16 protein-coding genes are annotated in these 14765 nt (G+C 70.4%); 5 read left to right on the top strand and 11 right to left on the bottom strand.

Annotation, left to right across the window (positions count from 1 at the left end; genetic code table 11):
- The first annotated feature begins 177 nt into the window (after window positions 1-177).
- Window positions 178-1014, top strand: coding sequence for a sirohydrochlorin chelatase (locus E6O51_RS04060; RefSeq protein WP_168735183.1), 837 nt, complete (start codon window positions 178-180; stop codon window positions 1012-1014).
- 116 nt (window positions 1015-1130) lie between these two features.
- On the top strand, window positions 1131-1805 hold the full coding sequence (locus E6O51_RS04065; protein ID WP_136383704.1) for a DUF2325 domain-containing protein: 675 nt from the start codon (window positions 1131-1133) through the stop codon (window positions 1803-1805).
- A gap of 36 nt (window positions 1806-1841) precedes the next feature.
- On the opposite strand, the gene E6O51_RS04070 is transcribed toward E6O51_RS04065, so the two are convergent.
- Genes E6O51_RS04070 through E6O51_RS04120 form a run of 11 tightly spaced genes read right to left on the bottom strand, consistent with a single transcriptional unit; the run spans window position 1842 to window position 9727 of the window.
- Window positions 1842-2438, bottom strand: coding sequence for a hypothetical protein (locus E6O51_RS04070; protein WP_136383705.1), 597 nt, complete (start codon window positions 2436-2438; stop codon window positions 1842-1844).
- Complete coding sequence (locus E6O51_RS04075) at window positions 2435-2656, bottom strand: FeoC-like transcriptional regulator (protein ID WP_136383706.1); 222 nt, start codon at window positions 2654-2656, stop codon at window positions 2435-2437. Before E6O51_RS04075 ends, E6O51_RS04070 begins: the two co-directional genes overlap by 4 nt.
- 12 nt (window positions 2657-2668) lie before the next feature.
- Window positions 2669-4993 carry a Fe(2+) transporter permease subunit FeoB gene (gene feoB, locus E6O51_RS04080; RefSeq protein WP_136383707.1) on the bottom strand — a complete coding sequence of 775 codons (2325 nt, stop codon included), beginning with the start codon at window positions 4991-4993 and terminating at the stop codon, window positions 2669-2671.
- Complete coding sequence (locus E6O51_RS04085; RefSeq protein WP_136383708.1) at window positions 4993-5220, bottom strand: FeoA family protein; 228 nt, start codon at window positions 5218-5220, stop codon at window positions 4993-4995. The genes feoB and E6O51_RS04085 overlap by 1 nt, the downstream gene beginning before the upstream one ends.
- Window positions 5217-5498 carry a FeoA family protein gene (locus E6O51_RS04090; RefSeq protein ID WP_136383709.1) on the bottom strand — a complete coding sequence of 94 codons (282 nt, stop codon included), beginning with the start codon at window positions 5496-5498 and terminating at the stop codon, window positions 5217-5219. Before E6O51_RS04090 ends, E6O51_RS04085 begins: the two co-directional genes overlap by 4 nt.
- Window positions 5495-7630 (bottom strand): heavy metal translocating P-type ATPase, encoded by a 2136-nt coding sequence (locus tag E6O51_RS04095; protein WP_211091321.1) that lies wholly within the window; start codon window positions 7628-7630, stop codon window positions 5495-5497. The genes E6O51_RS04090 and E6O51_RS04095 overlap by 4 nt, the downstream gene beginning before the upstream one ends.
- A gap of 10 nt (window positions 7631-7640) precedes the next feature.
- Window positions 7641-8084, bottom strand: a complete 444-nt coding sequence (locus E6O51_RS04100; RefSeq protein WP_136383710.1) for a hypothetical protein — start codon at window positions 8082-8084, stop codon at window positions 7641-7643.
- Complete coding sequence (locus E6O51_RS04105) at window positions 8068-8406, bottom strand: hypothetical protein (protein WP_136383711.1); 339 nt, start codon at window positions 8404-8406, stop codon at window positions 8068-8070. The genes E6O51_RS04100 and E6O51_RS04105 overlap by 17 nt, the downstream gene beginning before the upstream one ends.
- Window positions 8403-8711, bottom strand: a complete 309-nt coding sequence (locus E6O51_RS04110; RefSeq protein ID WP_136383712.1) for a hypothetical protein — start codon at window positions 8709-8711, stop codon at window positions 8403-8405. The genes E6O51_RS04105 and E6O51_RS04110 overlap by 4 nt, the downstream gene beginning before the upstream one ends.
- Window position 8712: 1 nt before the next feature.
- A complete protein-coding gene (locus tag E6O51_RS04115; RefSeq protein ID WP_136383713.1) occupies window positions 8713-9399 on the bottom strand; it encodes a ferritin-like domain-containing protein in 687 nt (228 codons plus the stop codon).
- A complete protein-coding gene (locus E6O51_RS04120) occupies window positions 9383-9727 on the bottom strand; it encodes a heavy-metal-associated domain-containing protein (protein ID WP_136383714.1) in 345 nt (114 codons plus the stop codon). Before E6O51_RS04120 ends, E6O51_RS04115 begins: the two co-directional genes overlap by 17 nt.
- A gap of 412 nt (window positions 9728-10139) precedes the next feature.
- Here E6O51_RS04120 and E6O51_RS04125 point away from each other — a divergent pair, with 412 nt between their 5' ends.
- From E6O51_RS04125 to E6O51_RS04135, 3 genes are read left to right on the top strand one after another with little or no spacing between them, the layout of a single operon-like run.
- A complete protein-coding gene (locus E6O51_RS04125) occupies window positions 10140-13157 on the top strand; it encodes an ATP-binding protein (protein WP_136383715.1) in 3018 nt (1005 codons plus the stop codon).
- Entirely contained in the window at window positions 13141-14091 is a 951-nt protein-coding gene (locus E6O51_RS04130; RefSeq protein ID WP_136383716.1) for a response regulator transcription factor, read from the top strand. The genes E6O51_RS04125 and E6O51_RS04130 overlap by 17 nt, the downstream gene beginning before the upstream one ends.
- Before the next feature lie 3 nt (window positions 14092-14094).
- A complete protein-coding gene (locus tag E6O51_RS04135) occupies window positions 14095-14727 on the top strand; it encodes a Crp/Fnr family transcriptional regulator (protein ID WP_136383717.1) in 633 nt (210 codons plus the stop codon).
- Window positions 14728-14765 lie beyond the last annotated feature (38 nt).

Here is a 14765-nt window from a genome sequence, read left to right on the forward strand (position 1 = left end):
GGCGAGATGGGGAGAACGTGGGCCGTCCGGGCCTGCTTCGGCTACGATGATCGGGAGCAGCACCGATCCAGATAACGGGAGGAAGCAGTGATGATCCGGTCTCCAATCCCCTCGGTCGCGCGGTTTGCCGCGCTGCTGATACTCCTTTGCAGTCCGGTCGCCTGGTCCGCGCAGGGTATGGGAATCCTGCTGCTGGCCCACGGCTCCCATGCCCCTGGCGGCCATGGCCACGGCGACCACGCCGGGCATGGGCCGGCCAACGTGTGGAACGCCAACGTGGAGCAGGTGGCGCGCAGCCTGGACGAGCGTCTGCCCACCGAGGTGGCGTTCGGCATGGCCGATCCGCAGGCCATTCAGGCGGCGGTGGAGCGCCTGGAGCGCCGGGGTGTGCGCGAGATCGCGGCGGTGCCGCTGTTCGTGTCCTCCCACAGCCCCATCATCGGCAACTTCCGCTACATCCTCGGGCTGCAAGCGGAACTGGCGAAGACCACGCGCGTGCGCCGGCTCGACCGGGTGGCGAGCAGCGCGCGCTTCCACTTCGCCGGCGCCATGGACGCTCACCCGCTGGTGAGCGGAATCCTGCTGGAACGCGCCCTGGCCGCCACGGACGATGCCGCGGCCACCAGCGTCGTGGTCATCGCCCACGGCCCCAACGACGAGGGCGAGAACGCCCTTTGGCTGCGGGACATGGAGGCCCATGCCCGCTTCCTGCGCGAACGCGGCGGCTTTCGCCGCGTGGATGTGCTGACCCACCGCAACGACGCTCCGCCGCCGGTCAAGGACGCCGCGCGCGAGGCTTTCCGCCGCAACGTGGCCGAGGCGGGGCAGGGCGGCCCCGTGGTGGTGGTGCCGCTACTGCTGTCGGCCGGGGGCATCGAGGCGGAGGTGGAAGGCGACCTGGCCGGGCTCCCCTACCGCTTCGCCCGGCCGCTGATGCCCCATCCGAACATCGGGCGCTGGGTCGAGACCATGGCGGGATCGCTGCTGGGCCAGGGCAGCATCGGCGCCGAATAGTCCTGTCCCGTGCCGTGGCGGTGGGCGCACAATTGCTTACGCTTGGTAATGAGAATTGTTAGCAACTGTGCTAGCATCATCGCATCACGCGCCGCCACCATGCATGGGAGGGGATCATGAGACTGTCCGCCGATTTCCACTTTCTGGCCGAAGAGCACCGGGTGCTGGTCGGCCGCCTCGGCCGCGTCCAGCAGCGTTGCAGCGATCTGCTGGCCAGCCAGGCGGCTGAGATCGAGCGCCTGCGGGGCGAGGTCATGCGCCTGCGCGCCCATGTGATCACCCGCGACACCGCGCTCGCCTATGCGCGCGAGGATCTGGCCGCGCTGCGTGCCGCCATTCCGGGGCTGCCGCGGCGGCTTGCGCTGGCGCGGCGGGTGGAAGCGCTGATGCAGCGCGTGCAGGAACTGATGCGGGAGCGGCGTGCGCTGCGTGCGGCTGCGGGTTCCACGGCGGCGGTACCGCTCATGCGGGCTACCGCGCTCGCCGATCTGCGCGAAAAAGCGGTGCTGTGCATCGGCCGCGACGAATCCGGCGCCCACGTCGCCCGGCGCATGGTGGAGATGGCCGGTGGCCAGTTCCTCCACCACACGGCCGACGAGGCGGACGACCATGCCGCGCTGGAGGCCAGCCTGGTGGCCGCCGACCTGGTGATCTGCCAGTCCGGCTGCGTCGGCCACAACGCCTACTGGCGCGTGCAGGACCACTGCCGGCGTACCGGCAAGCAGTGCGTGCTGGTGGAGCAGCCGCGCGCGCTGGAGGTTCTGCGGCAGCGGGCGGCGGAGCGCGGCTGAGCGCTCGGCGCGGCGGATGCCCGTTGTCAGGGGCTTTTAGCGCACACAGGCGGTGGCGATGTCGATGAGCTCGTCCGCCAGCAACCAGGCGCGCTCGCTGCCTGCGCCCGGCGCGGGCAGGTAGATTTCCATGCCCAGGTAGCGGAAGGCGGCGTTTTCCCACACTTCTCCCGGTATCACCGTGACCGCGTGGGGCGGTGCGTGTCCCGCCTCGTGGGGCGTTTTGGCCGCTGCGGCGAAGGGTACGATCCGCGTGGCGCGCACCGTGTCGTCGGGATGGCGGCCGATGGTGGCGGCGAGACAGGTGCGCAGGGCCTCGTCCGCGCAGTAGAGCTCGGCACTGGGGCCGTGCCGGTCCTGCCCGGTGTGCAGGTCCACCAGCAGGCGGTAGTGCCCGACCACGTGGGGCAGGAGCTGGAGGTAGAGCTCCCGGTGCAGCATGGCGTGATGGAAGCGCTGGTCCGGGCGTGGGCGGCGTCCGGTGAGGCCGTCCGGAATGGCCAGCACGTCGACGGCCCCGCGGTCGACGCGGGCGGCGACGGCTTCGCCGAAAGGCAGTTCCTCGCGGTGGATGCCGACGACGAGCAGGACCGGCGCGGCGGCGGATACGGCCTGCCGGTTGTCCGCGTTCATCTGCCGGCCCACTCGTACAGGGTCAGCGTGGCCGGGTCGCACTTGCAGCACCCGCCGGGGCAGGGGGCGCCCTCCAGGCGCCGCACCTGACCCTTGCGTTCCAGCAGCTTGAGCATGCCTTCGAGGGCATCCGGCGTGGTGTCCAGCGCGCGGGCGAGATCCGCCAGGCTCGCCCGTCCGTGGCTACGCAGATGGTCGGTGAGCCGGGACAGGATCATGATCGGTTCTCCTCATGCGCCGTGGGGCACCGCCGCTGGCGCGCGTGGATCGCGGCGGCCGTAGCGGCGCAGCGCCAGCACGGCTGCGGCGAAGGCGACGAGCACGGCGGCGCTCCACGCCAGCGAGCTTGCCGGATGGGCGGCGAAGGTGGCGAGCTGGTAGTACAGCGTGGCGAAGCCGTAGGCGAGCCCCGTGGTCCAGGCTGCCACGAAGACGGTCCAGCGCAGGCCGGATTCCTGGTAAATGGCGGCGACGGCGGCGGCGCAGGGGAAGTACAGCAGGATGAAGAGAAGGTAGGCGAAGGCGCCTACCGCGCCGTCGAAGCGCGCCGCCATGGCGCCGAAGGTGTCGGCCGAGGCGCCCTGTTCCTCGGACGCGGCCTCCATGTCGGCCGCGTCGCCCACACCGAGGCCGAGCGGATCGGCCCAGGCGCCCAGCGCATCGACCAGGTTGGCCGGGATGGTGGCGAAGGCTTCCGCGATGCCGGCGGCGAGATCGAAGGGTTCCTCCTCGCCGGCTTCACCCGCGTCGGCCGCGGCCAGCGAGGCGTAGGTCGCCGCCAGCGTGCCCACCACCGCTTCCTTGGCCAGCACGCCGGTGAAGATGCCCACCGTGGCCGGCCAGTTGTCCTCGGTCAGGCCCATGGGCGCGAAGGCCGGCGCCGCGCCGCGTCCCACCGCGGCGAGCACGGAGCGGTCGCTGTCCTCGTTGCCGAAGCTGCCGTCGGTGCCGATGGCGTTGAGGAAGTTCAGTACCAGCACCATGGGCACGATGACCCGTCCGGCGCGGAAGATGAAGCTCTTCAGGCGGTCCCAGGTGTGGATCAGGATGCCCTTGACGGTGGGCAGGTGGTAGGGCGGCAGCTCCATGATGAAGGGCGTGGCCTCGCCCTGCAGCAGCGTGTTCTTCAGCACCAGCCCGGTGAGCACCGCCACGACGATGCCGATCAGGTAGAGGCCGAACACCACGTTCTGTCCGCCGAGGGGGAAGAAGGCGGCGGCGAACAGGACGTACACCGGCAGGCGCGCGCCGCAGGACATGAAGGGCGCCATGGCGATGGTCATCAGGCGGTCGCGGCGATGTTCCAGGGTGCGCGTGGCCATGATGGCCGGCACGTTGCAGCCGAAGCCGACGATGAGCGGCACGAAGGACTTGCCCGGTAGCCCCACCCAGCGCATGAAGCGGTCCATGACGAAGGCGGCGCGCGCCATGTAGCCGGAGTCTTCCAGCACGGAGAGGAAGAGGTAGAGGAAGCCGATGACCGGGATGAAGGTGGCCACCACCTGCAGCCCGCCGCCGATGCCCTGGGCGAGCATCACGGTGAGCCAGGCGGGAGAACCCAGGCCGTCCAGCAGTTCGGCGAAGCCGTCCACCAGCAGCACGCCGGAGAACTGGTCGAAGAAGTCGATGAAGGCGCCGCCGATGTTGATGGTGAACATGAACATCAGGTACATCATGGCGAGGAAGATGGGGATGCCGAGCGCCCGGTTGAGCACCACCTGGTCGATGCGGTCGGTGAGGTCGCTGGCAATCCGCCCGGAGTGCTTCACCGCCGTGCGCGCGACGCGGTTGGCGAGCCCGTAGCGGGCATCGGCGACGAGGATGTCCACGTCCTCACCCAGCGTCTCGCGTTCGCGCCCGGCGGCTTCCGCCGCCGTCGGGCCGGCCGCGGCGGTGGCGAGGCCGTCGCCTTCCAGCAGGCGCACCGCCAGCCAGCGCGCGGCGGTGCCGTGCCTGGCGGCCGCGTCGACGAGCAGCGGGGCGAGTGTGGCGACGGCCTTTTCCAGGGCCTCGCCGTAGGCGACGTCGACGCCGGATTGCGGGCGTTCGGCCGCCGCCTTGAGGATCGCAGCCTTCAGCGCGTCGATGCCGGTGCCCTCGGAGGCGACCACCGGCACCACCGGGCAGCCCAGTTTGCGGGCCAGCGCCTCGGCGTCCACCTGCATGCCCTTGGACTCGGCCACGTCGGTCATGTTGAGCACCACCAGCAGCGGTACGCGCATTTCGGCGAGCTGGGTGGTGAGGTAGAGGTTGCGTTCCAGGTTGGAGGCATCGACGATGTTGACGACGAGATCGGCCTCCGCCGCGTGCACGTAATCGCGGGCGAGCTTTTCGTCGAGGGAGACCTCGGCGTCGGCCACGTCCAGGGAATAGGTGCCGGGCAGGTCCACGACCTCGAAGCGTACGTCGCCCGCGCGGTACTCGCCGCTCTTGCGCTCCACGGTGACACCGGGCCAGTTGCCCACGCGCTGGCGGGCGCCGGTCAGGGCGTTGAACAGGGTGGTCTTGCCGCAGTTGGGGTTGCCGACGAGGCCGAGCGTGTAGTGGGTTTTCATCAAAGTTTCTCCACTTTCAGCGCGTCGGCCTCGTCCTTGCGCAGGGACAGCGCGAAGCCGCGGACGCGGATTTCCACCGGGTCGCCCATGGGCGCGACGCGGGTCACGCTGAGCTCCGCGCCGGGGGTCAGCCCCATGGCCAGCAGCTTGCGGCGGTAGGCGCCGCCTTCGGCGAGAAAGCCGAGCACCCGCGCCCGGTCTCCCACCGACAGTTCCTTGAGTGTCATGACTGCTTACTCCTTTGCGAAGATTCGTCGGCGGCGCCTTCGGCCGCCACCAGGATTCGTTGGGCCATGCCGGCTCCGAGGGCGAAGCGCGCGGCTCCGCGGGCGACCACCAGCCCGCCGCCTTCGCGCTGGCGCACCGCGAGTTCGCAGCCCACGTTGATGCCCAGCTCCGCCACGCGCAGCACGAAGGCGCTTCCGCCGCGGATGGCGATCACGCGCACGGTGGCGCCTTCTTCGGCGAGGCTGAGGGGGAAGGTCGGGCGGGAGGGAGCGGTCATGACGAGAGGGAGAGGGTGCGCTCCGGCGCGGGGCGCGGCAGGCCGGCGCCGGCCAGCGCGCGCAGCAGGATACCGATGGTGCTGCCGTTGTGCAGCATCGACGCGGATACCGGGCTCAGCAGCCCCAGCGCCGCAGCGGCGAGGATGGTGGTGTTGATGCCGGCGGTGAGTTTGAAGTTGGAATCGATGAGCCGCCGCGTAGCGTTGGCGAGCGCCTTGGCGTCGGCGATGTGGGCGATGTCGTCTTCCAGCAGCACGATGTCCGAAGCGAGCCGCGCCAGGTCGGCGCCGTGGTGCATGGCGATGCCCACGTGGGCGCCGGTGAGCGCGGGCGCGTCGTTGACGCCGTCGCCGATGAAGGCGATGCGCGCGCCGTCGGCGGCGAGCGCCTGCAGGATGCCGGCCTTCTCGTGGGGCAGCAGTTCGGCGTGGAAGGCGTCCAGACCCAGTTCGCTCGCCAGCGCCGCGGCCCGCTCGCGGTGGTCGCCGGTGAGCATGACGATCCGCTTCGCCCCCAGCCGGCGCAGGCGGTGCACGGTGGCGGCGCTGTTGGCACGCACTGCGTCGCGCAGTGCCAGCACGCCCAGCAGTTCGCCGCCGAAGCCGATGTAGAGCAGGGTCTTGCCCGCGCGGCGCAGTTCTTCGATGACTTCGTGGTGGGGGGCGGTGTCGATGCCTTCGTCGTCCTCGACGAAGTGGCGCGAGCCCACGACGATGCGCTTGCCGTCGATGACGCTGGCCACGCCGTGGGCGACGATGAACTCCACCGCCTTGTGGTCGAAGTGGTGATGCGGCTCGATGCGGCGCGCGGCCTCGACCACCGCCAGCGCGAGGGGGTGGAAGTAGTGCTCTTCGACCGAAGCCGCGAGCAGGACCAGGTCTTCCGAACTGTAGCTGGCGTCGAAGGCGATGGAATCCGTGACCTGCAGTGCGCCGCTGGTGAGCGTGCCGGTCTTGTCGAACACGAAGGTGTCGGCTTCGGCGAGCTGTTCGAGGGCGGAGGCGCCCTTGATCAGCATGCCGCCCTTGCCGGCGCGGTACATGGCGGCCTTGAAGGCCACCGGTGTGGACAGCTTGAGGGCGCAGGAGTAGTCCGCCTGCAGCGTCGCCGACACGCGGCGCCAGTCGCCCGACGCGAGCCAGGTCGCCGTCGCCAGCGCGAACACCATGGGCACCAGGCGGTCGGCCAGGCGCGCGGCTTCGAGCTGGGTACGGCTCTTCGCGCCCAGGGACTGCTCGACGAAGTCGGCGATGCGCGCCGCGGCGGCGTTGTGCCCGACCCGTTCGGCGTAGATGCGGATGCGGCCTTCCTCCACCACGGTGCCGGACAGCGCCCGGGCGCCGCGGGACTTGGCCACCGGCACGCTCTCGCCGGTCATCGTGGCCTCATTGACCAGGGCCTCGCCGCCCAGCACGGTGCCGTCGATGGGGATCACCGTGCCGGCGGCGGCGATGACGACATCCCCCATCTGCAGCTCGTCGGCCTCGATCTGCTGCTCCTGGCCGTCGCGCTCGACCCAGACTTCGCCGGTGGCCGGCTGCAGCAGGTGCTTGAGCATCTCGTCCGAGCGCCGCTCGATGGAGTGCTCCATGTACTCGCCCAGCGCGAGCAGGAAGGAGGTGGTGTTGGCGGCGAGGAAGTCGCGCCGGCCGATGGAAATCGCCACCGCCAGCGCCTCGAGCACGTGGGAGGTGATGCCCTTGTCGATGAGGTCGTCGAGCGCCTCGCCCATCAGCGGGATCGCGGTGGCGAGCGCCACCGGCGCCTGCAGCGGTTCCTCCAGGTGGCGGCTGGCGACCAGCGTGGAAGCCGCCAGCGCGACCGCGCCGAGGCGATGCCCGTCGGCGAAGCCGTGCGGCTTGCCCGTCACGGCAGGGACGGCCGGCGGTGCCAGCGCAGCGAGTTCGGCGCCGAGGGCGGAGGCCGTGGTGCGCTGGGGATCGAAGTTCACCACCAGCGTGCACGCCCTGGTGTTGGCCCGCACCGCCTCGACTCCGGCGAGCGCGGCCACGGCGTGCTCGATGCGCCCGGCATCGCGCGGTGCGCCGGGGCGGCAGCGGTAGCGGTAGCGTACCCGCCCCCGCGTCGCATGCGCCGGCTCGACGAAGGAGAACCAGCTACCATCCATCATGCACCGTCCGTCAGGCGTCGCCGTGGCGTTCCGCCTCCACCTCGGCCTTGATGTCGGCCATCTGTTCCTTCATTTCCTCGATGCCGCCGGCGAGCCCCGAATAGAGCTTGATCCCGGCCTTGACCAGCTTGCCGCGCAGTTCCTCGTCGGCGAGCACCCAGGCCGCCGCCGCGCCGAGCAGCGCGCCGAGCAGGAACTGCTCGGTATGGCGCGAGCGCAGCATGGCCGGCAGACCTTGCAGGAAGCCCGCGTCGAGGCCGGCAAGACCCAGGTCTGGCCCCATGCCTGCGGTCATGCCGGGACCCGTCCCGGCGCCCATGCCCGGCGCCGCACCCATGCCTGCGGCCTGTCCGGCGTCATAGCCGGCACCCGGCCAGCCGCCGTACTGCTGCGCCATGCCCCAATCGTTCGGCGCGCCGTTGCGGCGGCCGTGCTTCTTATGCTTCTTGCCCATCATGCTTCTCCTGAGAACGCTGCGCCGCGTCGCGCAGCATGCGTTCGATGACGAATACGCCGGCCGCACCCACCGCCGCGGCGACCAGCGCACCGGTGTAGTCGCGCCGTTCGATGGCCGCCGCCGCTCCGGCTCCGGCGGCCAGCGCCGTGCCGCCCTGCAGGGCGTAGCGCAGGACGCGCCTGACCTCGGCGGAGGAGGGGGAACGCTGCCCGCCTTGGATCGCGCTGAGGCAGGCCGAGGCGACGAAGCCGCGCACGAAGCTGCGTTCGATGACCGGCGTGCCGGCTACGGCCGGCAGGGTTCTGACGGGATAGTTCACGATGCCTCCTTACCGGTCTGCGGCGCGGCGGCGGCAGGCTTGGCCTTCGGCTTGCGTTTGGGCGCAGCCTTGCGGGGCGCGGCAGTGGGCTTGACGGCCGGTGCGGCTTCCGCCTCGGGTGAGGCTTCGAGCTTGCTGCGCGCCCGCGCGGAGGCGCTTTCGATGGCGGCGAGGCTGGAGGCGGTCGCCTCGCGCAGACGCTGTTGCGCCTTGTCCAGTCCGGCGCGGGTCTTGTTGGTCTTGAGCAGATTCACGGCGACGAGGCCGGTCAGCAGACCGGCGGCGAAGGGGATGAGCGGCAACATTTCAGTTCTCCTTTCGAGTCCGGCGGAGTTTGCCTTTCAGGGCATAGGCACCTGTGCCCCCGACTGCCATGCCGGCGAGCAGGGCGGGGTGGACGTGGCGCAGCAGGGTACCGAGCAGTCCGGCCTGCGGCCCCAGTTGCGCGAGCGCCCGTTCGATGAAATCCGACAGCGGCCCGTGGCGCACGTAGGCCTGCTGCGGCGGTATGCCATGGGCGACGTGATAGCGCTCCTGGGCCCAGGCTTCGGCCGCCGCCTGCTGGAAGGCGGGCAGATGGTTCTCCAGGGTGGCGGCCTGCAACTGCTCGAACACCCGGCGCACGTCCGGGTTCGGCACCTGGGCGAGGAGGTAGGTGTAGAGCCGCAGGTTGGCCACTTCGCCCGCCACTGCGCGCTGACAGTTGGCGAGCCAGCTCGGCGACACCGTCGTTTCCGTCGGGAAGGGGTCCAGCGGACGCGGAATGCCGTAGCGCTCGCACACCCCGCCGAGCGCGGCGATGTGGCGCTCCTCGGCGTTGGCGATGTTGGCGAACGGCGGCCGCGGCCCGAAAGATTCCACCACGCGCTTGTAGAAGGCGCGCGCGGCGTATTCGTCGAAGAGGGCGATGCGCACGGCCTGGTGCAGCACCGGGAAGGGCGCGCGCGGATCGACGATGCGCATGCGCAGGATGGATTCATCGTAATTGAGCATGGACGATCTCCCGATACTTGGCGCGCAGGATGTCCTCGAGAATGCCCGCCGCCTCGGAGCCGGTGCCGGCCAGGAAGTCCGTCCACGCATCCATCGGAATGACGGCGGGGTCGTACTCGACCGTGCACGAGCGGGCCAGCAGGTTCAGCCGTATCGACCGGACGCCTTCCGCGGCCTCGATCACCCGGTGCAGGTGGCGGACCTGGGTCTCGCTCGGGCGGGGCAGTTCCGGCCCGGTCTCGGCGAGCTTGAGGCGGATGCGTCCGCGCAGGTGGTGGACGACTCGCACACAGGTGGCGACGGCGCGCACGTGCTCAAAGCCGTCCATGGCCGGACCTCGTACATGGGACGGAATGGCTGTCGCCGCCGGAGGGCGGCAAGGAAGCGCCGCGCCGTACGGACGTGGCGAGCTGGACTGTCGCGGAAACGGAAAGACGAGCGGCAACCATCGGAACGAACTCCGTGGCGCGGCCCCTGGCTTGCGGGAGCAGGCTGGCTAACGAACCGCTGTTCAGTGGGAAAACGCATCTCGGCGAACGGGCAGCCGGCGGAGTCCGCCCGCCCTTTCGTCTCGACGTTGCATTAGTGTGAAGAATCCGGCGCCGCGTGTTGTTGATCGGTATCAATACCGCACCACATCGGCGTTTCCGGGCCGCGCCGGCCCGTGCCGTCCACCATGATTAAACATAGTCTGGCATGGGGATTGCTGCAAAGCCGGAGACAACGCCGCCGGAATCCGCATGTCCCTCCCGCCCCCTTCCGTCCTGCCGCCTGCCGCGCACGCCGAACCGGTGCAGCGCGTCATGAAGGTGCGGCGCGACTACAACGCCTGGGTGGCGCGGGAGACGCTGGAAGATTACGCGCTGCGCTTCACGCCGCGCAGTTCCCGCAAGTGGAGCGAGTTGCGCGTGGCCAACACGGCCTTCGGCGCGGCGGCCTTCCTGGTGCTGGAGGCGGTGGGCGCCACGCTGCTGGTCAATTACGGCTTCATCAACACCTTCTGGGCCATCGTGGTGATGAGCCTGATCATCTTCGCCACCGGCCTGCCCATCAGCGTGTATGCGGCGCGCCACGGTGTGGACATGGATCTGCTCACGCGCGGCGCGGGCTTCGGCTACATCGGCTCCACCATCACTTCGCTGATCTACGCCAGCTTCACCTTCATCCTGTTCGCGCTGGAAGCGGCCATCATGGCCTACGCGCTGGAACTGGCCTTCGGCCTCGCCCCGGCGTGGGGCTACATGGTGTGCGCGCTGGTGGTGATTCCGCTGGTCACCCACGGCATCACCAACATCAGCCGCTTGCAGACGCTCTCCCAGCCCCTGTGGCTGGTGCTGCTGGTGCTGCCCTACGTCTTCCTGTTGCAGCAGGAGCCGGAAGTGCTGCAGGGGCTGTTCGCCTATCCGGGGCAGGACGGGCGGGGCGGCGGCTTCGACATGCACCTGATTGGTGCGGCTGTGACCGTCGGCATCGCGCTGATCACCCAAGTTGGTGAGCAGGTGGACTACCTGCGCTTCATGCCGGAGCAGACCCGCGCCAACCGCGGGCGCTGGTGGTTCGCGGTGCTGCTGGGCGGGCCGGGCTGGGTGGTGATGGGCGCGGTGAAGATGCTGGGCGGCGCGTTGCTGGCCTGGCTGGCGCTTTCCGCCGCCGTGCCCGCCGATAAGGCGGTGGACCCCAACCAGATGTATCTGGTGGGCTTCTCCTACGTGTTCGACAGCCCCAGGGTGGTGCTGGCGGTGACGGCGGTGTTCGTGGTGGTCTCGCAGTTGAAGATCAACGTCACCAATGCCTACGCCGGGTCGCTGGCCTGGTCCAACTTCTTCGCCCGCGTCACCCACAGCCATCCGGGGCGGGTGGTGTGGATGGTGTTCAATACGCTGATCGCCCTGATGCTGATGGAGCTGGACGTGTTCCAGGCCCTCGGCCAGGTGCTGGGGCTGTACTCCAACGTGGCGGTGGCCTGGTTTGCGGCGGTGGCCGCCGACCTGGTCATCAACAAGCCCCTGGGCCTGTCGCCGAAGGGCATCGAATTCAAGCGCGCCCACCTGTACGACATCAACCCGGTGGGCGTGGGGGCGATGCTGCTGGCCTCCGCATTGTCGGTGGCGGCCTTTCTCGGCGCCTTCGGCCCGGCGGTGCAGCCCTACGCCACGCTGATCAGCCTGGGCGTGGCCTTCGCCGCGGCGCCGCTGATCGCCTGGGCCACCGGCGGGCGCTACTACCTGGCCCGCGCGGACCACGCGCCGGCCGGCGGCGGGCTGCGGCGCTGCGTGGTGTGCGAGCGGGAATACGAATCCGACGACATGGCCCACTGCCCCGCCTACCAGGGCCACATCTGCTCCCTGTGCTGCTCGCTGGACGCCCGCTGCCACGACCTGTGCAAGCCCCAGGCCACGCTGGCCGCCCAGTGGGCGGCGGTCGTCGAACGCCGCCTGCCGGCCGCGCTGCAGCCCTGGCTGCATTCCGGGCTGGGCCATTTCCTGCTGCTGATGGCGCTGATCGTGCCGGCGCTGGCCTTGCTGCTCGGCCTCCTTTACCTGCACGAGATCCAGGCGCTCGGATGGGAACACGCCGCGCTGGTGTCGGCGCTGCAGTCGAGCTTCGTCAAGGCCTATGCGGCCCTGCTGCTGGTGGCGGGCGTGGCGGCCTGGTGGCTGGTGCTGGCCCACAAGAGCCGGCAGGTGGCGCAGGAGGAATCCAACCGCCAGACCCATCTGCTGACCCGCGAGATCGAACTGCACCGCCGCACCGACGAGCAGTTGCAGCGCGCGCGGGAGCAGGCCGAGCACGCCAACCAGGCCAAGACGCGCTACATCACCACTATCAGCCACGAGATGCGCACGCCGCTCAACAGCATCCTCGGCTACGCGCAGATGCTGGCCGACGATCCGGCCGTGCCGGCGAACCGCCGCCAGGCCCTGCGGGTGCTGCGGCGCAGTGGCGAGCACCTGCTGTCCCTGATCGAAGGCACGCTGGACATCGCCCGCATCGAAGGCGGCAAGCTCAAGCTGGAGGTGGGCACGCTGGATTTTCCCGAGTTCGTGGACGACCTGGTGCGCATGTTCGAACTGCAGGCACGGGACAAGGGCATCGCCTTCCGCTACGAGCAGCAGGGCGAACTGCCCGCCGCGGTGCGGGCGGACGAAAAGCGCCTGCGCCAGATCCTCATCAACATCGTCGGCAATGCGGTCAAGTTCACCGTGCGCGGCGAGGTGGTGCTGCGACTTGCTTATGCGCGGGAAATGGCCGTGTTCGAGGTGCAGGACAGCGGGCCGGGCATCGCCGCGGAAGACCTCGCGCGCATCTTCGAGCCCTTCGCGCGCGGCGTTTCCGGCAGCGCGGAAGCCAGCGGCACCGGGCTGGGGCTGACCATCGCGCGCATGCTCACCGACCTGATGGGCGGCGAGATGCAGGTGGAAAGCACGCCGGGGCGGGGCACCACCTTCCGCGTCCGTCTCTTCCTGCCGCGCGTGGCCGAAGCGCCCCGGGCTTCCCGTCCGCGCCCGGCCCCGCGCCGTGCGCCGGCCCCGCCGCCCGCGCCGGTGCTGGTGTACCCTGAAGTCGCCGCGCTGCACGCCCTGGACGAATTGATCGGCCTGGGCTATCTGCGCGGCATCCTCGAAAAGCTCGACGAAATCGAAGCCGCGCAGCCGGCCTGCGCCGAGTTCGTGCGCCGCCTGCGCGTGCAGGCGCGGGAATTCCAGTTCGACGCCATGAAAACCCTTGTCCTGGCAGGCCATGAGTCCCGTCCGTAACCGCATCGACAACGACATCGTCCTGATCGTGGACGACGTGCCGGAAAACCTCTCCCTGCTGCACGACGCCCTCGACGAGGCCGGCTACACCGTACTGGTCGCCACCCACGGCGAGGCGGCGCTCGCCCGCGCCCGCCAGAGCCTGCCCGACATCGTGCTGCTGGACGCGGTGATGCCCGGCATGGACGGCTTCGAGGTGGCGCGCCGGCTCAAGGCGGATTTCGTCACCCAGCACATTCCCATCGTGTTCATGACCGGGCTCACGGAGACCGAGCACCTGGTGGCGGCCTTCGCCGCGGGCGGTTCGGACTACGTGACCAAGCCCATCCGCCCGGCGGAGGTGCTGGCCCGCATCGCCGCCCATTTGCAGAGCGCGCGCCAGATGCGCCAGGCCCGCAGTGCGCTGGACGCCTTCGGCCAGGGCACCATCGCCATCCACACCGCCAGCGGGCGCATCGTGTGGCAGACCGCGCTGGCACGCACGCTGCTGGCCGAATGGTTTCCCGATGCCGGCGGCGCCACGCCGCCCCGTCTGCTGGGCTGGGCCGAACACGCGGAGCGCGCCCGCCGCGCCGGCGAGGAGGCGCCCCAGCTCGTGCATGCGGACGGCCCGCGGCGCCTGCTCGCCACCTTCCACGACCGCAGCGCGGAGGAGGGCGAGGACGAATGGCTGATCGTGCTGCGGGAGGAAAGCGACGCCTCCGCCATCGAGGCGCTGGTGGCCGCCTTCCGCCTCACCGCGCGGGAGGCCGAGGTGCTGTACTGGGTGATCCGCGGCAAGACCAACCGGGACATCGGCGACATCCTCGGCACCAGCCCGCGCACCGTGCACAAGCACCTGGAGCACGTGTTCGACAAGCTGGGCGTGGAGACCCGCACCGCCGCGGCCTCCATGGCCATGGGCAAGATCCGCGGCGCGGGCGGGGAGGGCTGAAGCGTGCATCCCCACGGCATGCCGCCCGAACTCTTCGCCAGCCAGCAGTTGCGCCGCTACGCCCGCGGCGAGTTCATCTGCACGCCGGGCCGGCGCAGCGATTCGGTGTTCCTGCTGCAGGACGGGCGTGCCCGCGTGTTCCTGGCCGGAGAAGGCAAGGAACTGACGCTGGCCTTCCTGGAACCGGGCGAAATCTTCTCCACCCACAGCCGCGCCTGGGTGGAGGCGGTGACCGACTGCCGCGTGCAGGTGGCCGACACGGCGAGCTTCCGCGCCCGCCTGCTGGCCGAGCCCCAGCTCACCCCGGTGGTCATCCGCGTGCTGGCGCGCCTGCTCGCGGGCTCCATCGACATCATCGAGAACCTCGCCTTCCGCGACGTGCCGGCGCGGCTGGCCAACTTTCTGCTGGGCCTCGCGCGCGCGGCCGATCCGGCGCTGCCGCCCGGCCTGCGCGTGCCGCTGGCGCTGCGCACCGAGGACATCGCCCGCCTGCTCGGCACCACGCGCCAGACCGTGTCCTCGCTCATCGCCCAACTGGTGCGCGACGGCGTGCTCGCGCGGGAAGGCCGGCGCACCCTGGTGGTGCGCGATCCGGCCGAACTGCAGCGCCGCGCGGGCGGTCTGTCGGCTGGCTGACAGACGCGGGCGCCGCCGGGCGGCGACAATCCCGGGCT

It is taken from the genome of Pseudothauera rhizosphaerae (assembly GCF_004801305.1).
GTDB lineage: Bacteria > Pseudomonadota > Gammaproteobacteria > Burkholderiales > Rhodocyclaceae > Pseudothauera > Pseudothauera rhizosphaerae.

Excerpts from the sequence above, each read along its gene's own strand:
- E6O51_RS04095 (WP_211091321.1), bottom strand. The coding sequence starts at position 7,630 with ATGATGGATGGTAGCTGGTTCTCCTTCGTCGAGCCGGCGCATGCGACG.
- E6O51_RS04115 (WP_136383713.1), bottom strand. The coding sequence starts at position 9,399 with ATGCTCAATTACGATGAATCCATCCTGCGCATGCGCATCGTCGATCCG.
- E6O51_RS04085 (WP_136383708.1), bottom strand. The coding sequence starts at position 5,220 with ATGACACTCAAGGAACTGTCGGTGGGAGACCGGGCGCGGGTGCTCGGC.
- E6O51_RS04130 (WP_136383716.1), top strand. The coding sequence starts at position 13,141 with ATGAGTCCCGTCCGTAACCGCATCGACAACGACATCGTCCTGATCGTG.
- feoB (WP_136383707.1), bottom strand. The coding sequence starts at position 4,993 with ATGAAAACCCACTACACGCTCGGCCTCGTCGGCAACCCCAACTGCGGC.
- E6O51_RS04090 (WP_136383709.1), bottom strand. The coding sequence starts at position 5,498 with ATGACCGCTCCCTCCCGCCCGACCTTCCCCCTCAGCCTCGCCGAAGAA.
- E6O51_RS04125 (WP_136383715.1), top strand. The coding sequence starts at position 10,140 with ATGTCCCTCCCGCCCCCTTCCGTCCTGCCGCCTGCCGCGCACGCCGAA.
- E6O51_RS04110 (WP_136383712.1), bottom strand. The coding sequence starts at position 8,711 with ATGTTGCCGCTCATCCCCTTCGCCGCCGGTCTGCTGACCGGCCTCGTC.
- E6O51_RS04120 (WP_136383714.1), bottom strand. The coding sequence starts at position 9,727 with ATGGACGGCTTTGAGCACGTGCGCGCCGTCGCCACCTGTGTGCGAGTC.
- E6O51_RS04060 (WP_168735183.1), top strand. The coding sequence starts at position 178 with ATGGGAATCCTGCTGCTGGCCCACGGCTCCCATGCCCCTGGCGGCCAT.
- E6O51_RS04075 (WP_136383706.1), bottom strand. The coding sequence starts at position 2,656 with ATGATCCTGTCCCGGCTCACCGACCATCTGCGTAGCCACGGACGGGCG.
- E6O51_RS04100 (WP_136383710.1), bottom strand. The coding sequence starts at position 8,084 with ATGGGCAAGAAGCATAAGAAGCACGGCCGCCGCAACGGCGCGCCGAAC.
- E6O51_RS04065 (WP_136383704.1), top strand. The coding sequence starts at position 1,131 with ATGAGACTGTCCGCCGATTTCCACTTTCTGGCCGAAGAGCACCGGGTG.
- E6O51_RS04070 (WP_136383705.1), bottom strand. The coding sequence starts at position 2,438 with ATGAACGCGGACAACCGGCAGGCCGTATCCGCCGCCGCGCCGGTCCTG.